16 protein-coding genes are annotated in these 17,247 nt (G+C 60.9%); 6 read left to right on the forward strand and 10 right to left on the reverse strand.

Annotated elements, in window-relative coordinates:
* Positions 1-290 (reverse strand): transposase (locus tag BM062_RS09420; protein ID WP_139220021.1); only part of this gene is annotated, 290 nt, incomplete at its 3' end.
* Between the two features lie 82 nt (positions 291-372).
* Complete coding sequence (locus tag BM062_RS09425) at positions 373-1,956, reverse strand: BCCT family transporter (protein WP_092396494.1); 1,584 nt, start codon at positions 1,954-1,956, stop codon at positions 373-375.
* Between the two features lie 291 nt (positions 1,957-2,247).
* Here BM062_RS09425 and betI point away from each other — a divergent pair, with 291 nt between their 5' ends.
* The 3 genes from betI (at position 2,248) to betA (ending at position 6,110) form a co-directional block, all read left to right on the forward strand.
* Positions 2,248-2,850, forward strand: a complete 603-nt coding sequence (betI, locus tag BM062_RS09430) for a transcriptional regulator BetI (protein ID WP_092396145.1) — start codon at positions 2,248-2,250, stop codon at positions 2,848-2,850.
* A 41-nt stretch (positions 2,851-2,891) separates the two neighbouring features.
* On the forward strand, positions 2,892-4,364 hold the full coding sequence (gene betB / locus BM062_RS09435) for a betaine-aldehyde dehydrogenase (protein ID WP_092396147.1): 1,473 nt from the start codon (positions 2,892-2,894) through the stop codon (positions 4,362-4,364).
* Positions 4,365-4,436: 72 nt separating this feature from the next.
* Positions 4,437-6,110, forward strand: coding sequence for a choline dehydrogenase (gene betA, locus BM062_RS09440; RefSeq protein WP_092396149.1), 1,674 nt, complete (start codon positions 4,437-4,439; stop codon positions 6,108-6,110).
* Between the two features lie 33 nt (positions 6,111-6,143).
* Here the strand turns inward: betA and BM062_RS09445 are convergent, their stop codons facing one another.
* Entirely contained in the window at positions 6,144-7,406 is a 1,263-nt protein-coding gene (locus BM062_RS09445; RefSeq protein ID WP_092396151.1) for an MFS transporter, read from the reverse strand.
* 108 nt (positions 7,407-7,514) lie between these two features.
* Between BM062_RS09445 and BM062_RS09450 the strand changes: the two genes are divergently transcribed.
* The gene (locus BM062_RS09450; RefSeq protein WP_092396496.1) at positions 7,515-8,426 is read left to right on the forward strand and encodes a LysR family transcriptional regulator; all 912 of its coding nucleotides are present in this window, start codon (positions 7,515-7,517) and stop codon (positions 8,424-8,426) included.
* A 248-nt stretch (positions 8,427-8,674) separates the two neighbouring features.
* Here the strand turns inward: BM062_RS09450 and BM062_RS09455 are convergent, their stop codons facing one another.
* The 7 genes from BM062_RS09455 to BM062_RS09485 all read right to left on the reverse strand — a co-directional run bounded on the left by BM062_RS09455 (position 8,675) and on the right by BM062_RS09485 (position 15,589).
* Complete coding sequence (locus tag BM062_RS09455) at positions 8,675-10,120, reverse strand: IS1182 family transposase (protein ID WP_254785022.1); 1,446 nt, start codon at positions 10,118-10,120, stop codon at positions 8,675-8,677.
* Positions 10,121-10,243: 123 nt separating this feature from the next.
* On the reverse strand, positions 10,244-10,753 hold the full coding sequence (locus BM062_RS09460) for a DUF1993 domain-containing protein (protein ID WP_092396153.1): 510 nt from the start codon (positions 10,751-10,753) through the stop codon (positions 10,244-10,246).
* 92 nt (positions 10,754-10,845) lie between these two features.
* Positions 10,846-11,337 (reverse strand): DUF4429 domain-containing protein, encoded by a 492-nt coding sequence (locus BM062_RS09465; RefSeq protein WP_092396155.1) that lies wholly within the window; start codon positions 11,335-11,337, stop codon positions 10,846-10,848.
* Between the two features lie 123 nt (positions 11,338-11,460).
* Positions 11,461-13,236, reverse strand: coding sequence for a glutamine--tRNA ligase/YqeY domain fusion protein (locus BM062_RS09470; RefSeq protein WP_092396157.1), 1,776 nt, complete (start codon positions 13,234-13,236; stop codon positions 11,461-11,463).
* A gap of 186 nt (positions 13,237-13,422) precedes the next feature.
* The gene (locus tag BM062_RS09475) at positions 13,423-14,217 is read right to left on the reverse strand and encodes a LytR/AlgR family response regulator transcription factor (protein WP_092396159.1); all 795 of its coding nucleotides are present in this window, start codon (positions 14,215-14,217) and stop codon (positions 13,423-13,425) included.
* On the reverse strand, positions 14,214-15,308 hold the full coding sequence (locus tag BM062_RS09480; RefSeq protein WP_092396161.1) for a sensor histidine kinase: 1,095 nt from the start codon (positions 15,306-15,308) through the stop codon (positions 14,214-14,216). The genes BM062_RS09475 and BM062_RS09480 overlap by 4 nt, the downstream gene beginning before the upstream one ends.
* A complete protein-coding gene (locus BM062_RS09485; protein WP_254785023.1) occupies positions 15,305-15,589 on the reverse strand; it encodes a 2TM domain-containing protein in 285 nt (94 codons plus the stop codon). Before BM062_RS09485 ends, BM062_RS09480 begins: the two co-directional genes overlap by 4 nt.
* Before the next feature lie 263 nt (positions 15,590-15,852).
* Between BM062_RS09485 and ugpQ the strand changes: the two genes are divergently transcribed.
* Together ugpQ and BM062_RS09495 are read left to right on the forward strand one after the other, a co-directional pair.
* A complete protein-coding gene (gene ugpQ, locus BM062_RS09490) occupies positions 15,853-16,641 on the forward strand; it encodes a glycerophosphodiester phosphodiesterase (RefSeq protein ID WP_092396165.1) in 789 nt (262 codons plus the stop codon).
* A gap of 201 nt (positions 16,642-16,842) precedes the next feature.
* Positions 16,843-17,061 (forward strand): hypothetical protein, encoded by a 219-nt coding sequence (locus BM062_RS09495; RefSeq protein WP_092396167.1) that lies wholly within the window; start codon positions 16,843-16,845, stop codon positions 17,059-17,061.
* Positions 17,062-17,247 lie beyond the last annotated feature (186 nt).

The following is a 17,247-nucleotide window of genomic DNA, read 5'->3' on the forward strand; positions in this document are numbered from 1 at the left end:
AGCCTGAAACCGGCGAACCAGCGATACGCAACGTTCACTTGTACTTCGCGCATCAACTGCCGTTCACTGCGTACGCCAAACAGATAGCCAATGAATAAGAGTTTGAACAACACTACCGGATCGAGCGCCGGACGCCCGTTATCGGCGCAGTACAGGTGCGCTACCTTCTCACGGATAAAATCGAAATCGACCGCCGCAGCGATCTTACGTAGTAGATGATCACTGGGCACCAGGCTTTCCAGTGTCACCATCTCCAGTTCGTGCTGGTACGGTGCAGGGATTTTTAGCATGCCCCATTATAGAAAAAGCCTTCCAATTTCGGAAGGCTTTGTCAGCAACCTGAAGCTGCGCATTGCGCAGCTTTTTTTGTTTCTACCAGGCTTGCTTGGCGACCTTCGCCGTGGTCTTTACCGCAACGGCGGGTTCGAATTCCATACGCAGGCTTTTCATCAGGCAAACCATGTACAGCACCAGCACCACGGAAAACGGCAACGACGCCAGCACGATCGTGGTTTGTATCGCGCTGATGTTATCCGCGAACATCAGGCCGACGGTGACCGCCATGATCAGCGCCGACCAGAAAATGCGCAGCCAGTGCGGCGCATCGGCATCGTCGTCGGCGCCGCGCACCGACAGGTTGGCCAGCATCACGGCGCCCGAATCGGCCGGCGTCAGGAACAGCACGAAGCCGACGAAAATCGCCACGCCCGACATGGCGGTGCCGAACGGGTAGTGCGCCAGCAGCTTGTACATGGTCATGGCCGGCTGTTCCAGCGCTGCCCGGCTCAACTCGGCTGCGCCGTGGCTGATCAGCAGGTCCAGCGCGCTGTTGCCGAACACCGACAGCCACACCAGGGTGAACGCCAGCGGCAGCAGCAGTACGCCGGTGACCACTTCCCGGATAGTGCGTCCGCGTGAAATGCGGGCAATGAACAGGCCGACAAATGGCGCCCAGGAAATCCACCAGGCCCAGTAGAACAGGGTCCATTTACCGAGCCAGTCGCTCGGCCGGTCATAGGCATACAGGTCAAACGTCTTGCCGACGAAGTTGCTGACGTAGTCGCCCAGGTTCTGGATCATGGCGTTCAGCAGATGCAGCGTCGGTCCCATCGACAGCACAAAAACCAGCAAGCTCGCAAACAGTACGACGTTCAGGTTTGACAGGCGCCGGATGCCGGTTTCGACGCCGGAGACCGCCGCCAGGGTCGCCACGATGGTCATCACGATGATCACCGCCAGCAGCGTGCCATGGCTGTTTTGCAGGCCGAACAGGTGTTCCAGGCCGGCGCTGATCTGCAGCGATCCTATGCCCAGGTTGCTGACCAGGCCCAGCACGGTCACCACGATGCCGAAACAATCGACGGCGTGGCCGGCGGCGCCGTGGACGCGTTCGCCGAGCAGGGGATACAAGGCGGTGCGCAAAGCCAGCGGCTGCTTGTGGCGGTAGGCAAAGTAGCCCAGCGCCACCGCGATCAAGGCATAGATGGCCCAGCCGTGCAGGCCCCAGTGGAGGAAGGTCAGGGTCATCGCCTGGCTTGCCGCCGCCGGTGTCGCTGCCGTTCCCTGGGGTGGGTACAGGTAATGCGTCAACGGTTCCGAGGCGCCGAAATAGAGCAGGGAAATGCCGATGCCGGAAGAAAACAGCATGCCGGCCCAGGCGCCGTAGCTGAAGGCCGGCTGTTCGTCATCCGCCCCCAGTTTTATCTTGCCGTAAGGAGATGCGGCAAGCCAGACGATGAAACCAAGGTAAGCGGCCACTACCAGCATGTAGTACCAGCCGAAGCTGCTGGCCAGGGTCGCTTGCGCGCTCGACAGCCAGGCGGTGGATGCCTGCGGGAAGGCGATGATGATGGCGGTGAAGGCAATGATCAGGATTGCCGAAGAGAAGAAGACGGGGCGGTTGAGCCGTGTCTTCATGGATGGCCGATGGCTGACGGTTGATGCTGGGGCGCTCATTTGATCTGCCCGCGGAATGCCGGTTTTGCTGCCTGGCCTGACTGTCTCATTGTCTTTGTGCTTGATTGATGTTGCATTTAAATAAACCTCATTCCGATTCTGTTGCCGGGCTTCTGGCCTGATTTTGTTTTCTTTTGTTTTCATAAGGAAAACATTTTGCTATCAATGACACCTTGGATTTAAATTGATTGAACGTCCAATCAATTTAAATTATACTGAATTTAGGCAGCGGATGGCAGGCCGCTTTGCGCGAATGTTTTGAGGGGAAGTGCGTTGAGGAAAAAAAACGAGATGCTGCCGCTGCGCCGCAAGCAGCTGATCCAGGCCACGCTGGAAGTGATCGACCGGGTCGGCCTGGCTGACGCCACCATTGCCTTGATTGCCAGGCAGGCCGGTTTGTCGACCGGCATCATCAGCCATTATTTCGGCGACAAGAGCGGTCTGCTCGAAGGCACCATGCGCCAGATCCTGCGCGATTTAAGGGAAGACACCCTGCGCCGCCGCAGCGAACTGGCAGAAGACACCGCCGCCGCCCATTTGCGCGCCATCGTCGACGCCAACTTCAACGACAGCCAGGTCAGCGGCCCTGTCATGAAAACCTGGCTGGCATTCTGGTCGTCCAGCATGCACCAGGAATCGCTGCGCAGGCTGCAGCATGTGAATGACCAGCGCCTGCGCTCCAACCTGTGCTGCCAGTTTTTGCGCGAACTGCCGTTGCCGCAAGCGCGCCACGCTGCCCGCGGGCTGGCGGCGATGATCGACGGCTTGTGGCTGCGCGGCTCCTTGTCGGGCAAGACCTTCGACGCTGACGCAGCGCGGCAGCTGGCCTACGAATACCTGGATTACCAATTGGCAAAGAAAAGCAACGCCACTGCAAGCGCTGCAGCCGCCTGATCTTTGACCTACCTGATAGCAACCCGTTGAGGAGAATCCCCATGCCTGTTTTCAAGCAGCAGCAACTTTATATCGGCGGCCGCCGCGTTGACGCCAGCGGCAGCGATACTTTCCAGACCATCAATCCCGCCAATGGCGAAGTGCTGGCAGAAGTCCAGCGCGCCACCAAGGCTGACGTCGACCGCGCCGTCGCCAGCGCCCGACAAGGCCAGCGCGTGTGGGCCGCACAGACCGCCATGCAGCGCTCGCGTGTATTGCGTCGCGCAGTAGCGATCCTGCGCGAGCGCAACGACGAACTGGCCGAACTGGAAACCCTGGATACCGGCAAGGCGCTGTCGGAAACGCGCGCCGTCGACATCGTCACCGGCGCTGATGTGCTGGAATATTATGCCGGCCTGGTGCCGTCGATCGAAGGCACGCAGATCCCCTTGCGTGAAAGCGCGTTTGTCTACACCCGGCGCGAGCCGCTCGGCGTGGTGGCCGGCATCGGCGCCTGGAATTATCCGATCCAGATCGCCCTGTGGAAATCGGCGCCGGCGCTGGCGGCCGGCAATGCGATGATTTTCAAGCCTAGCGAAGTGACGCCGCTGAGCACGCTCAAGCTGGCTGAAATCTATACCGAAGCGGGTTTGCCGGACGGCGTCTTCAATGTGCTGACCGGCAGCGGCCGCGAAGTCGGCACCTGGCTCACCGAGCATGCCGGCATCGAAAAGATCTCGTTCACCGGCGGCACCGCGACCGGCAAGAAAGTCATGGCCAGCGCCTCCAGCTCGACGCTGAAGGAAGTGACCATGGAACTGGGCGGCAAGTCGCCGCTGATCGTGTTTGCCGACGCCGACCTGGAACGCGCCGCCGATGTCGCCGTGATGGCGAATTTCTACAGCTCGGGCCAGGTGTGCACCAACGGCACCCGGGTGTTTGTCCACAGCTCGGTCAAGCAAGCGTTCGAAGCCAAGGTGCTGGAACGGGTAGCGCGCATCCGCCTCGGCAATCCGCTCGAGATGAACACCAATTTTGGTCCGCTGGTCAGTTTCCCGCACATGGACAGCGTGCTGTCTTACATCGAATCCGGCCTGGCCGAAGGCGCGCGCCTGCTGGCCGGCGGCAAGCGCGAAGTCGGCGGCGCCTATGCCAGCGGCGCTTATGTGCAGCCTACCGTGTTCACCGACTGCCGCGACGACATGAAGATCGTGCGCGAAGAAATCTTCGGCCCGGTCATGAGCATCCTGTCCTTTGAAGAAGAGGATGAAGTGATCCGGCGCGCCAACGACACGGAGTACGGCCTGGCCGCCGGCCTGATGACGGAAAACCTGAGCCGCGCGCATCGCGTCATCCACCAGCTGGAAGCCGGCATCTGCTGGATCAACACCTGGGGCGAATCGGCGGCCGAGATGCCGGTCGGCGGTTACAAGCAATCCGGCGTCGGCCGCGAAAACGGCTTGGCCACGCTGGAGCACTACACCCGCATCAAGTCGATTCAAGTGGAGCTGGGCGCTTACGCCTCGGTGTTCTGAGCACCGTTTCAACGCTACCGCCTACGTCTCACAACGATGCCGCCGAGCCGGCGTCGGTCAGGAAGGATCATCATGCAGCAAGCAAAAGAATACGATTACATCATCATCGGCGCCGGTTCGGCCGGCAATGTACTGGCTACGCGCCTGACCGAAGACGCGGATACCAGCGTGCTGTTGCTGGAAGCCGGCGGTCCCGACTACCGCTTCGATTTCCGCACCCAGATGCCGGCGGCGCTGGCGTTTCCGCTGCAAGGACGGCGTTACAACTGGGCTTATGAAACCGATCCCGAGCCGTACATGGACAACCGCCGCATGGAATGCGGACGCGGCAAGGGCCTGGGCGGCTCGTCGCTGATCAACGGCATGTGCTACATCCGCGGCAATGCGCTGGATTACGATCACTGGGCCAAGCGAGAAGGACTGGAAAACTGGTCTTACCTGGATTGCCTGCCGTACTTCAAGAAGGCTGAAACGCGCGACATCGGCGGCAACGACTACCACGGCAGCGACGGCCCGGTCAGCGTGACCACGCCGAAGAGCGGCAACAACGTGCTCTACCACGCGATGGTGGAAGCCGGCGTGCAAGCCGGTTACCCGCGCACCGATGACCTCAACGGCTACCAGCAGGAAGGTTTCGGTCCGATGGACCGCACCACCACGCCGCAAGGGCGGCGCGCCAGCACTGCGCGCGGCTACCTGGACCAGGCGCGGGCAAGGTCCAACCTGACGATTGTGACGCATGCGCTGACCGATCGCATCCTGTTCTCAGGCAAGCGTGCCGTCGGCGTCGCTTACCTGCACAACGACCAGCTGCAAACCGCGCAAGCGCGGCGCGAAGTGCTGCTGTGTTCGGGCGCGATCGCTTCGCCGCAAATCCTGCAGCGCTCCGGCGTCGGTCCGGCTGCGCTGCTGCGCCAGCATGCTATTCCCGTGGTGCTGGATTTGCCGGGCGTCGGCGCCAACCTGCAAGACCACCTGGAAATCTACCAGCAGTACGAATGCAAGCAGCCGGTCTCGCTGGCGCCGGCATTGAAGCCGTGGAACCAGCCGCAAATCGGCGCCGAGTGGCTGCTGATGGGCACCGGCATCGGCGCCAGCAACCAGTTCGAGGCCGGCGGTTTCATCCGCAGCGACGACAGCTTCGAGTGGCCGAATATCCAGTATCACTTCCTGCCGGTAGCGATCAACTATAACGGCAGCAACCCGATCAAGGTGCACAGCTTCCAGGCCCACATGGGTTCGATGCGTTCGCCCAGCCGCGGCCGGGTCCACCTGCGTTCGAAAGACCCGCGCCAGCATCCGAGCATCCTGTTCAACTACATGTCGACCGAGCAGGACTGGCAGGAATTCCGTAACGGTATCCGCATCACGCGCGACATCATTGCGCAGCAGGCGTTGTCTGCCTATGCCGGCCGCGAAATTTCACCGGGAGTGCAGGTGCAGACCGATGCTGAGCTCGATGCCTTCGTGCGCCGGCATGCTGAAACCGCTTTCCATCCATCCTGTTCCAACGCCATGGGATATGACGAGATGGCGGTGGTGGATAACCAGGGCCGGGTGCATGGCTTGCAAGGCCTGCGTGTGGTGGATGCATCGATCATGCCGCAGATCACCACCGGCAACCTGAATGCGCCGACCATCATGATCGCGGAAAAAATCGCCGACTGCATCCGCGGCCGGCAACCGCTGCCGCGGGTGGAGGTGCCGTATTTCGTTGCTGGCGGCAAGCCGGCACGGCAGGGCTGACCGAGGCGGCGCCATGACGGCGCCGCTGCCTCATCAGCGCTGTTGAAAGACAGCGAATATCAATGCTGCCGCAGCGTAGGCAATGCCCGCCAGGCAGACGCCGCTCCAGCCGCCGGCGACCCAGGCCAGCGCCGCGCTGGCCGCGCCTAGCGCGCCGCCGATAAAGAAAATGCCGACGAACAAACCGTTCAAGCGTCCCCGCGCTTCCGGCTGCAGCAGGTTGATGGCGCGCCGGCCCAGTGTCTGGTCGGTGGTCACGCCGGCGTCCAGCCCGATGGCGGCCAGCACCAGCATGCCCAGCGCCAGCCACGGATGGATGGAAATGGCGAAACCGCCCCATCCGGCGCCGGCCACGCCAGCCAGCAACAACGCCCCTATCATCAGGAGGTGTGCTGCCAAGGTCGCCTGGCGGGTCCAGCCGCGGTCGCCGATACGGCCGGCCAGCGGTGCAACGATGGCGCCCGCCGCGCCTGCCAGTGCGAACAGGGCGATGTGGCGCTGGTTCATGTTGAACGGCTGCTGCGTCAGGAGCAGGGCGACCGCGGTCCAGAACAGGCTGAAAGCAGCCATGGCAAGCGCGGCGGTCAGCGCGCGCCGGCGCAGTATCGGCTGGCTGCGCAGCAAGCTCCACAGCGATCTGATCAAGGCCGGATAAGACAGGATGGCGGCGGGCTGGCGCAGCGGCAGCGTACGCCTCAGGGTGATCGCAACCACGGTTACCGAAACGGCCAGCACAAGATACAGCAGGCGCCAGCCGCCGGCATCCACCAGCAGGCTGGCCAATGGCCGCGACAGCAGGATGCCCAGCATCAGGCCGCTCATGACGTTGCCTACCACCTTGCCGCGATGCGCCTCGCAAGCCATCAGCGCCGCCAGCGGCACCATGATCTGGATCGCGCTGGAGGCAGCGCCCGCCAGGAAGATCGCCAGCAGGAACAGCCAGCCGGAAGTCGACAGCGTGGCCGCTGCCAGCGCCAGCGCGCAGCACATCAGCAAGCGCACGATCAGGCGCCGGTTTTCCAGCAGGTCGGCGAGCGGCACCAGCAGTACCAGGCCGGCGGCGTAACCGAGCTGCGGCAGCATGGCGACCATGCCGCTCAGCCGCGCATCCAGGCCCAGTGCCGCGGCGATAGGGCCGATCAGGGTCTGGGTTGCGAATAAATTGATGACGGTAATGCCGACCGCGGCAGCGAACAGCAGTTGCAGCCCGGTCGAAATGCCATCATCGGCGATGCGTGCGGCACTCGTCTTGGAGGCAGGGTAGGGAACGGTTGAGGGGAGTCGAGGGGTATTCATCGCATTCTTCCCAGGGGAGGGGTGGCAGGTTTTCAATGGGGTGATTGTGCATCGTCGATGTTTATGCTACAAGTGAATTATCATCATAAATATTATGCGAGTTTATTTGTGAATACCCATGACATCGAAGCGTTCGTCGCCGTGGTCGAGACCGGCTCCATTGTTGCCGCGGCGACTCGCCTGCACCTGACCCAGCCCGGCATCAGCCGTCGCGTGCAAAGCCTGGAAGAGCGGCTGGGAGTGGCGCTGCTTGAGCGGCAGTCGAAGCCGCTCAAGCCGACTGCGGCCGGGCGCGAGGTCTACCAGCGCGGCCGCCGCGTGCTGGGATCGGTGGCGGATCTGCTGGCGGGCGTCGAACCCGGTTCGGAAGCGAGCGGCGAATTCCGGCTTGGGGTGGCGCCCTTCGTGGCGGAACTGGCGCTGGCCCAGCCTATCGACAGGCTGCGCAGCGAATTCGCCAGGCTGGCTTTGCGCATTACAACCGGCTGGTCGCCATCGCTGCTGACCCTGCTGGAAAGCAATGCGATCGACGCCGCTGCGGTAGTGCTGCCGGACGACGTGATGCCGCCTGCCACGCTGACCACGCATTTGCTTTGCCATCAGATCCCGCTGATCGTGGCGCACAGGGAAGCGCCCATGCGCAAGGGCAGCTTGTCATTGCAGGAACTGGCGACGCAATCCTGGGTGCTGAGCCAGGACGGCTGCGGCATACGCCGCTCGATCCGGCATGCGCTGGATGCGGCGCGTTTGCCGGTGGATATTGCGGTGGAGACTTATGGCAGCGAGCTGCAATTGTCGCTGGTGGCGCGCGGCGTCGGCATCGGCATGGTGATGCCGGGCGCCTTGGCGCGCAGCGCATTCCGCGAACAGTTGCGGGTGTTGCAGGTGCCGCAATTCAAGGGGGGAGTGAATACATGGCTGGCGCACGCCCGGGCGCCGGGGCGGCTGGCCGCGCCGATCGAGCGCTTGCGGCAAGACATGAGCGCGATGCTGGAGGCGGAGGAACAGCTGCCGCTTTGAACGGCTAGGCAAGATTAGCGCTGGCTGAGCAATTTTTGCCTGACGGAGGCCTGTATCTCGGCAAACAAGGATTGGTGGCCGCGGCTGGCGCGCGCCAGTGCAACTGCGTTTATCAAAGCGCTTCACCGTGATTCGGGCGCGGCACCCGAAAAAAAGCCCCGTTCAAGTAAGAACGGGGCCAGGTTGCTGACGAACCCACCATTTTTTGGTGGGTTTTGTTTTTTGTGGTCTGAAATTGCGCCGCGACACTAAAAAACAGGTGATCGGCAGAGGAAGGCGTCATGCAAGAGGAAATGACGCAGCAAGGCGTATGTGCGGTCGAGATGGACGTTTAAGGAAGCTAAAAGCCGCGCCAGCAGCAGCGCGATCTTCTTCATATTCTGGCAAGCAGCCCCCAGCAGACATTGCTCGGCAAGCTTGCGCAAGCCACGCATCTTTGCATAACGATGGCCATGTAGCTGCTTAGCGTCGGCGAAACTGCGCTCCACTGTTTCCTTGCGTCGGGCATAAATACGCTTACCCCACTCAGTAAGCCGCCTGGCGTTGACAGCTTCCTTGGCGCGCTCCCATACGTGCCGCACCACGACCTTCACCCCATTGGCGCTGTTGGTGCATTGTGTGCGCACAGGGCATCGCTGGCAGATCGCTGCGTTCGATTTGTACTCGCGATAACCGATCCGGTTAGTCGTACTGTAGGCCAGCGCCTGGCCTTGCGGACACAAGTACTCGTCGCGATACGCGTCATACTGGTATTGGCGTTTATAGAAGGTCCCTGGCTTGTGATTGGGTGTGCGATACCCCATGATCCCGGCAATGCCACGCTGTTCCAGCCCTTGGCATACCGCCGGCGTGAAATAGCCGGCGTCCAGCCCCACCGCACTGACAGGAAAGTTGAAATGACTGCGCTGTCGATCCAGCCGCCCCAGATACGGCATGCTGTCGTGTACCGACGCCGGCGTCACATAGGTATCGGTGATGATGGCATGCTTGGCGTCGACTGTACGGTGATCCAGGTAAAAGAACCCTTTGGGCTTGTCGTCGCGCACCATGTAGCCGCTCTCGGGATCGGTGCGACTGACCTTGATGTCCTTGGTCGGTGGCGTATCGTCGTCATCGCGCTTGAGCGGCTTCTTGCCATGCGCGGCCCGGTCTGCATCGACCGCCGCATCGAGCTCGGCCAGATAAGCTGAGGGCGTTTGCTGCACCGTCACTACATCAAACTTGTTCTTGTTGGCATTGGCCTTCAGGTGGGTACTGTCGGTGTAGAGCACACGGCCATCGACCATGCCGCGTCCCATCGCCTGGCGTACGATCTCATCGAAGATGGCTTGATACACCGTGGTGTCCGTGAAGCGCCGACGCCGGTTCTGAGAGAACGTCGACGCGTCCGGCACCTTGTCGGTGAGTCGGAAGCCAGCGAACCAGCGATACGCCACGTTCACTTGCACCTCGCGCATCAACTGCCGTTCACTGCGTACACCAAACAGATAGCCAATGAACAAGAGTTTGAACAGCACCACCGGATCGAGCGCCGGGCGCCCGTTATCGGCGCAGTACAGATGCGCTACCTTCGCACGGATAAACTCAAAGTCGACCGCGGCAGCGATCTTGCGTAATAGATGATCACTGGGTACCAGGCTTTCCAGTGTCACCATCTCCAGCTCGTGCTGGTAAGGCGCAGGGATTTTTAGCATCCCTCATTATAGAAAAAGCCTTCCAGTTTCGGAAGGCTTTGTCAGCAACCTGGCCCCGTTCAAGTAAGAACGGGGCTTTTTCGTTAGTTTTTCAAGCAGGACAGATGAGGACCAGCCCCCGGCTTAATAAGCGCCCATGAAGTCACGCTTGCCGACTTCCACGCCGTTGTGGCGCAGGATGTCATACGCAGTGGTCACATGGAAGAAAAACTGCGGCAGGCCGTAGCCCAGCAGGTAAGTCTGGCCGGTCAGCTTCTTTTCTTTCGGCGTGCCGGGCCGCAAGACGATTTCCAGCGTTTCGCTGCCGTCGATCTGCGCTGCGGTCAGGCCGTCGATGAATGCCAGCGTCTTCTGGATGCGGGCGTGCAGATCGGCGAAAGTCAGTTCGCTGTCTTCATACGCAGGAACTTCGGCGCCTGCCAGGCGGGCCGGCACGCTCTTGGCGAAATCGGCAGCGATCTGCACCTGGCGCAGCAGCGGGAACATGTCCGGGAACAGGCGCGCCTGCAGGAACGCATTGGGATCGATCTTCTTTTCGGCGGCGTGCGCTTCGGCCTTTGCCAATACGTCGTTGAGTGCGCTGAGCATCTGCTTGAAGACAGGAATCGAGGCGCTGTACATGGAAATGGTCATGGTGTTCCTTGGTTGGTTGTAGCTTGGTGTCCGGGAAAGGTGGCGTGATTATAGTACTTGCGTGCCGGGCCTGCTGCTCGCGCTGCGTATGTTCAAAGCCCCAGCAGCCTTTTCTTGGTGCTGATCCATTCCGAACGCGAAATCAGCCCCTGCTTGTATTGCTCCGCCAGCCTGTCCAGCTGCTCAAAATCCACGGGCGCGCGGGTGATTGCCTGCGAAGCCGCGATCTTTTTCTCGATCTCGGTTTTCAGGTTGGCGAATCGGGTGAATTGCCGGTGGTTGAACAGCACCGTGTTTTCGTCGCCGGCGGCGCGGATCAGGGTGTCGTCGCCTTGCTTGCCGGCGCTCAGGTAGAAGCGGATATAGCCGTTGGTCAGCAGGCCCGGCAATTGGATGCGGACCGCGCTCAGGGCCGACACGGGGATATCCTTTTCACTATTGCGCGACTGCGTCAGGCGCGCCATGGCGCCGGCGCGTTTTATCTGGACGCGGTCGCTGAGCAGGATTACCTGGCCGTTGATGCCCCGTACCTGCATCTCCACCTGTATGACAGCTTGGTTCACGTCTGCTACTTTCTGGTTCACGATCTTCTCAGGCGATGACTATTGTTGTATTTGCATCGGATAATGTAACACTACCGCCACAATGAAGAAAGACGCCGGACCGGATTTCCGGTGCGACGTCTTTTTCTTCAGTGTTCAGGAGTGTTATTTGCCCCAGCTGTCTTTCAAGGTAACAGTGCGGTTGAACACCAGTTTGCCAGGCTGCGAATCAACCCGGTCGGCGATGAAATAGCCGTGCCGTTCGAACTGGTAGCGCTCTTCGGCCTTGGCGTCTTTCAAGCCCGGTTCCAGATAGGCGGTGATCACTTTCTTGGCGTCCGGATTCAATGCCGCCTTGAAGTCCTTGCCGCCGGCGTCCGGATGGGGATCGGTGAACAGGCGGTCGTACAGGCGCACTTCGGCCTCGATCGCATGCGCCACACTGATCCAGTGAATGTTACCTTTGACCTTGTAGTTGGCGCTGCCTTCGGTGCCGCTCTTGCTGTCCGGGAAATAGGTGCAGTGGACCGCAATCACCTTGCCGTCGGCATCTTTATCGAAGCCGGTGCATTCGACCACGTAACCGTGGCGCAGGCGCACCCGGCTGCCCGGCTTGTCGGCGCTCGGCGGGAACAGGCGGAAATACCCTTTGACCGGGGTTTCCATGAAATCTTCCTGCTCTATCCACAGCGTTTTGCTGATCGGGAAATGGCGCAGCGCGGTAGCGTGCTCCGGATGGGCCGGCGGATAGACCGGCGCGTGGCAGGCCACGGTTTCTCCTTCCGGGAAATTGTCGATGATCAGCTTCAGCGGCTGCAGCACGGCGCTGGCGCGCGGCGCCTTGGGATCGAGGTCTTCGCGCAGGGCGCCTTCCAGCGAACTCATGTCGATCCAGCCGTCGGACTTGGTGACGCCGGTGCGGTCGCAGAACAATTGCAGCGATTCCGGCGTAAAGCCGCGGCGCCGGATACCGACCAGGGTCGGCATGCGCGGATCGTCCCAGCCGTCGACGATGCCTTCGTCCACCAGCTGGCGCAGCTTGCGTTTGCTGGTGATCACATAGGTAACGTTGAGGCGCGAGAATTCATACTGGTGCGGCACCGGTTTTTGCAGGAAGCCGGCGCCGCTCAGGTGTTCCAGCAGCCAGTCGTAGAACGGGCGGTGGTCCTGGAACTCCAGGGTGCAGATCGAATGCGAAATGTTTTCCAGCGCGTCTGAAATCGGATGCGTGTAGTCGTACATCGGATAGATGCACCACTTGTCGCCGGTACGGTGGTGATGGGCATGGCGGATCCGGTAGATCGCCGGGTCGCGCAGGTTCATGTTGGGCGACGCCATGTCGATCTTGGCGCGCACGATGTGCTCGCCATCCTTGAATTCGCCGGCTTTCATGCGGCGGAACAGGTCGAGCGACTCTGCGGCCGAGCGGTTGCGGAACGGCGAATCCTTGCCCGCCTCGCCGAAATTGCCGCGGTTGGCAGCCATCTGTTCGGCGCTTTGGCTGTCGACGTAAGCCAAGCCCGCGGTGATCAGGTATTCCGCCATTTCATACAGCTTGTCGAAGTAGTTGCTGGCGAAGTACAAATGCTCGCCGCTGCTGTCCGTCCAGTCGAAACCCAGCCAGCGGACGCTGTCGATGATGGTGTCGACGTATTCCTGTTCTTCCTTTTCAGGATTGGTGTCGTCGAAACGCAGGTGGCAGCGGCCGGCGTAATCGCGCGCCAGGCCGAAGTTGACGCAGATCGACTTGGCGTGGCCGATGTGCAGGTAGCCGTTGGGCTCCGGCGGGAAACGGGTGACTACCTGCGGCAACGGCTGACCCTGGCTGTCCTTGCGCTCGGCGTAGGCGCCGGCGGTCAGGTCGGTTTCGATGATGCCGCGCAAGAAATTGGACGAGGCTGGTGCAGGTGGGGTATGGCCGTTGGTGTGGTCGTTGCTCATGGAGGATCTGTTTATACGCTTTGCTGAATGAGGATATGACTCATTTTACCGTAGCGTGGCGCTTTGCAGGCGCGACCTGAGGGATTTTGTTGCACTGCGGTTTTGCGGCCGGCAAGGGGGCGCTGGGCGAATGACGTTTGTTGTTAAAAATGCCATTGGGGTCTGCCTGCCGAAAAATGCGGTCCGTTACATCTGCCTGAACAAATGGGCGAATACACGGCTCACCGCCACGCTTTCGCTGCGGCCGCGCAACTTCAGCGACAATTTCCCGCTTTCATCGCGCGTCGCCACCTGGATGAACTGGTGGTTGACGATGGTGCCGCGGTGCACCTGCCAGAATTGCCGGCTGTCGAGCTGCGGCAGCAACTCCTTGAGGCTGGTGCGTATCAGCGACTCGTTTTCGGCGGTGACCACATTGATGTATTTGTCGCTGGCTTCGAAATAGATCACTTCGCCTATCGGGATCATGCGGATCTGGTTGCCGACCGCGGCCCGGATCATGGTCAGCGGTTCGGCGCTGGCCTTGGGCTGCATGTTGCGCAATTGGCCGATCAGGCTGTCCAGCGCTGCATTGCCGTCGTTGTCTTGCTGCAGGTGCTGCTGCAGGCGAGCGACGGTCTTGCCCAGGCGGGCGTCGCTGATCGGCTTCAGCACGTAGTCGGCGGCGGCCTGCTCGAAGGCGCTGACAGCATATTCGTCATAGGCGGTGACAAACACGATCAGCGGAAAGGCTTCGTTATCCGGCCATTCCTCGGCCAGCTCCTGGGCTGCTTCGAGCCCGGTTTTGCCGGGCATCTTGATGTCCAGGAACAGGATGTCCGGACGTTGCCGGAGGGTTTGCTCGACTACCGCCTGGCCGTTGTCGACGCTGGCGATGATCTGCAGTTCCGGCCACAGGCGCTGCAATGCTTGCTGCAGGGCGGCAGCCAGAATCGGTTCGTCTTCGGCAATCAGGGCGCGCAAATTGGAGGAATTGGTCATGGCAGGATGGGCAGTTGGAGCTGAGCGATAACGCCGTGCGGCAGCTTCGGTTTCAGGGTCAGGCTGGCCTGCGCGCCGTACAGCGCTTGCAGGCGTTCATGGATATTGCTGAGGCCGATGTGGCTGGCATGGCTGGCTGGCTGCAGTTGCGGTCCGGCCGTCAGCCCGAGGCCGGTGTCGCTGACGTCGAGCAGCAGCAGCTGGCCTTGGCGGCTGGCGACAACTTCGATCCGGCCGCCTTCGATCTTGGGTTCCAGTCCATGCTTGATGGCGTTTTCCACCAGCGGCTGCAGCAGCATCGGCGCTATCACGGTGTCGCGCAAGGCTGGGGGCAGCTGCAGGTCGAAGCTGAGGCGGTTGCCCATGCGCAGCGACATCAGTTCCAGGTAGGCTTCCATCAGGGCGAATTCCTGCGCCAGAGTGGTCTGTTCGATGCGCGACGAGGACAGCGAAGCGCGCAGGAAATGGATGAGCTGGTCCAGCATCTGCTGCGCCCGCGGCGGATCCAGCGCAATCAGGCTTTGCAGGGTAGCGAGCGTGTTGAACAGCATATGCGGTTCAATCTGCGCTTGCAGCATCTGCAACTGCGCCTGTAACGCCTGTTTCTCGATGCCGACCGAGCGCGCCCTTTCGGTAGCCGCCTGGTTGCGCAATTCTGCCAGCGTGCTGAGGTTCCAGAAGAACAGCGTGGCGCCGATGCAGACCGACACTGTCAGGATCACCAGGCCGAGGCCGCCAACGCTCATGTACATCGAAAAACTATCCACGGGCAGGCCGAGCAGCCAGCTGGCCAGCAGGATGCCGAAGAATAGGGCGAGACTGGAAGCCACCATTGTGAATGCGAGAAAATGCACTTTCCGCAGCATCGCTTTGCGCTGGAACAGATAACGGCCGGTTTCGATGAACAGCAACGCCAGCATGCCGATGCATAGCGAAAACACCAGGTTGGTCCAGAAGAGGTCGTTGATGCGCATCACATAAGTGACGATCAGGGCGCAGATGACGTCGATGCCGACGTTGATGAGCAGGCTGCGCAGCAGGCGCCGGGCCAGCGGCTGGTCATTTTGCGGCAATGCGGTGGTCGGCTTCATGCGTGCGGGTTGTGGTTATGTTTATCTAGTTCTCGTTCTATCATGCGCCGCTTCCATTGCGCGCCCGGAGCGTGCAGGAACACCGCCAAGGCGTGTGATAGTAACCCGATTCCCCAGCCCAGGGCCGGCCAGAATGCCCATGCATGGCCAGGATTGTGCAGGTAATTCAGCAGCGCCAGGCCGCTGTTGACGATCAGGTAAATCGCCAGGTGCCTGAAAAAGCCGAGTTTGCGCTCGACCCGGTCTTGCGCGTCCTGATAGCTGAGTGTGTTGCCGTTCATCGTTGTTCTCCTGTGTGGACATGCTTGGATTCTGAACGCCATGGCCGGCGGCCGACAGCAAAATGCGACGAAACCGGCTCAATTTGTCGCGAATGGCGCCTGCGGCGCGATGGAACAAATCCGGGACAGGATCGGCAGGGCGGGGTGTGCCAAATAAATCGAATCATTTAAGATGGCAGTTCAGGATCAGCAATACAGCTTCCAGTATCTTTTTATGGTTGCCTGATCGTTATTCCAACGTATTTGCTTGAAAGAGAAGAGTTATGTGGCCTTATCCCAAAGTTGTCGCGCATCGCGGCGGCGGCACCCTGGCACCTGAAAATACCCTGGCAGCCATGCGCTGCGGCCTGCAGCATGGTTTCCATGCGGTCGAATTCGACGTCATGCTGGCGCGCGACGGCGTACCTGTCCTGATGCACGACGCGGTGTTCGGCCGCACCGTGCGCGGCGTCGGCCGGGTCGCCGATTTCAGCGCGGACGAACTGGCCGCGCTGGACGCCGGCAGCTGGCTGGGGCCGCAGTTTGCCGGCGAGCCGGTATGCACCTACCGCCAGGTGCTGGAGTTTTGCCGGCAGAACGGCATCTGGATGAATGTCGAAATCAAGCCGGCAGAGGGGTTTGAAGTGGAGACCGGGCGCGTGGTAGCCCAGGTCACCGAGGAATTTTTTGCCGCCGAAGTTGCGGCTCACGCGGCCAGCCGGCGCGGCGCCTGGGCCGACCCGGCCTTGCCGTTGCTGTCGTCTTTCTCGTTTGCGGCCTTGCGCGCCGCGCAAGTTGCCGCGCCCGACATACCGCGCGGTTTCCTGACGGACGCCATCGAAGACGACTGGCAAGAGCGGCTGCAGGAGCTGGATGCGGTGGCCCTGCACACCAACCATAAATACCTGTCGCCGATGCAGGCGCAGTCGGTCAGCCAGGCCGGCTACGGTCTGTTCTGCTACACGGTGAACAAGCCGGCGCGGGCCAAGGAAATACTTGGCTGGGGCGTAGACGGCTTCTGTACCGACCGGATCGACCTGATCGGCGCCGATTTTGCCGGCGCGCAGGGCTGAAACGGCTTGTCAGCCGCCGGCAGGAAGCAAGCCAAAAATGGCCGGTAACTTGATGTCAACCAAATCCGCAAGCTGGCGTTAATAGAGTGCAGAACCGAGTTTCAGGCCATGTTCACCGTGCCAAGGCCAATGGTTGATCGTTAGCTTTACTCGTAAAGCACCAAATTTGCTTGTTTTTAAAATAACTGAAAGGAAGTCAAAATGAAGATCAATAAATTGCTGGCTGCCGTCGTCGTCGCTGCTTTCGCTCTGCCAGTCATGGCGCAAAACGCACCTGCCGCAGCACCTGCTCCTGCCGCTCCAGCCGCCGCTCCGGCCGCTGATGCACCTGCTGCAGCACCTGCAAAAAAAATGGGCAAGAAGCATCACCACAAGAAAAGCCACAAGATCGCACCTACACCGGTAAACAAAGGCGCTTAAATAGCGTGCAACACAACTGATATAGGTCGAATCCGGCGCAAATCCGCCTGGATCAACGTCCTCATGTCATTAAAGGCCCGTTGGGAGCGATCCCGGTGGGCTTTTTTCATGCATTGGCGGCAGAATAGCCCGGCAGGTATCACGTATAATCAAAGGTTTGCAAAAGGACATACTCAGGACTTACGC

The organism is Collimonas sp. OK412, from assembly GCF_900112135.1.
GTDB lineage: Bacteria > Pseudomonadota > Gammaproteobacteria > Burkholderiales > Burkholderiaceae_D > Collimonas > Collimonas rhizosphaerae.

Excerpts from the sequence above, each read along its gene's own strand:
- BM062_RS09425 (WP_092396494.1), bottom strand. The coding sequence starts at position 1,956 with ATGAGCGCCCCAGCATCAACCGTCAGCCATCGGCCATCCATGAAGACA.
- betI (WP_092396145.1), top strand. The coding sequence starts at position 2,248 with ATGCTGCCGCTGCGCCGCAAGCAGCTGATCCAGGCCACGCTGGAAGTG.
- betB (WP_092396147.1), top strand. The coding sequence starts at position 2,892 with ATGCCTGTTTTCAAGCAGCAGCAACTTTATATCGGCGGCCGCCGCGTT.
- betA (WP_092396149.1), top strand. The coding sequence starts at position 4,437 with ATGCAGCAAGCAAAAGAATACGATTACATCATCATCGGCGCCGGTTCG.
- BM062_RS09445 (WP_092396151.1), bottom strand. The coding sequence starts at position 7,406 with ATGAATACCCCTCGACTCCCCTCAACCGTTCCCTACCCTGCCTCCAAG.
- BM062_RS09455 (WP_254785022.1), bottom strand. The coding sequence starts at position 10,120 with ATGCTAAAAATCCCTGCGCCTTACCAGCACGAGCTGGAGATGGTGACA.
- BM062_RS09460 (WP_092396153.1), bottom strand. The coding sequence starts at position 10,753 with ATGACCATTTCCATGTACAGCGCCTCGATTCCTGTCTTCAAGCAGATG.
- BM062_RS09470 (WP_092396157.1), bottom strand. The coding sequence starts at position 13,236 with ATGAGCAACGACCACACCAACGGCCATACCCCACCTGCACCAGCCTCG.
- BM062_RS09475 (WP_092396159.1), bottom strand. The coding sequence starts at position 14,217 with ATGACCAATTCCTCCAATTTGCGCGCCCTGATTGCCGAAGACGAACCG.
- BM062_RS09480 (WP_092396161.1), bottom strand. The coding sequence starts at position 15,308 with ATGAAGCCGACCACCGCATTGCCGCAAAATGACCAGCCGCTGGCCCGG.
- BM062_RS09485 (WP_254785023.1), bottom strand. The coding sequence starts at position 15,589 with ATGAACGGCAACACACTCAGCTATCAGGACGCGCAAGACCGGGTCGAG.
- ugpQ (WP_092396165.1), top strand. The coding sequence starts at position 15,853 with ATGTGGCCTTATCCCAAAGTTGTCGCGCATCGCGGCGGCGGCACCCTG.
- BM062_RS09495 (WP_092396167.1), top strand. The coding sequence starts at position 16,843 with ATGAAGATCAATAAATTGCTGGCTGCCGTCGTCGTCGCTGCTTTCGCT.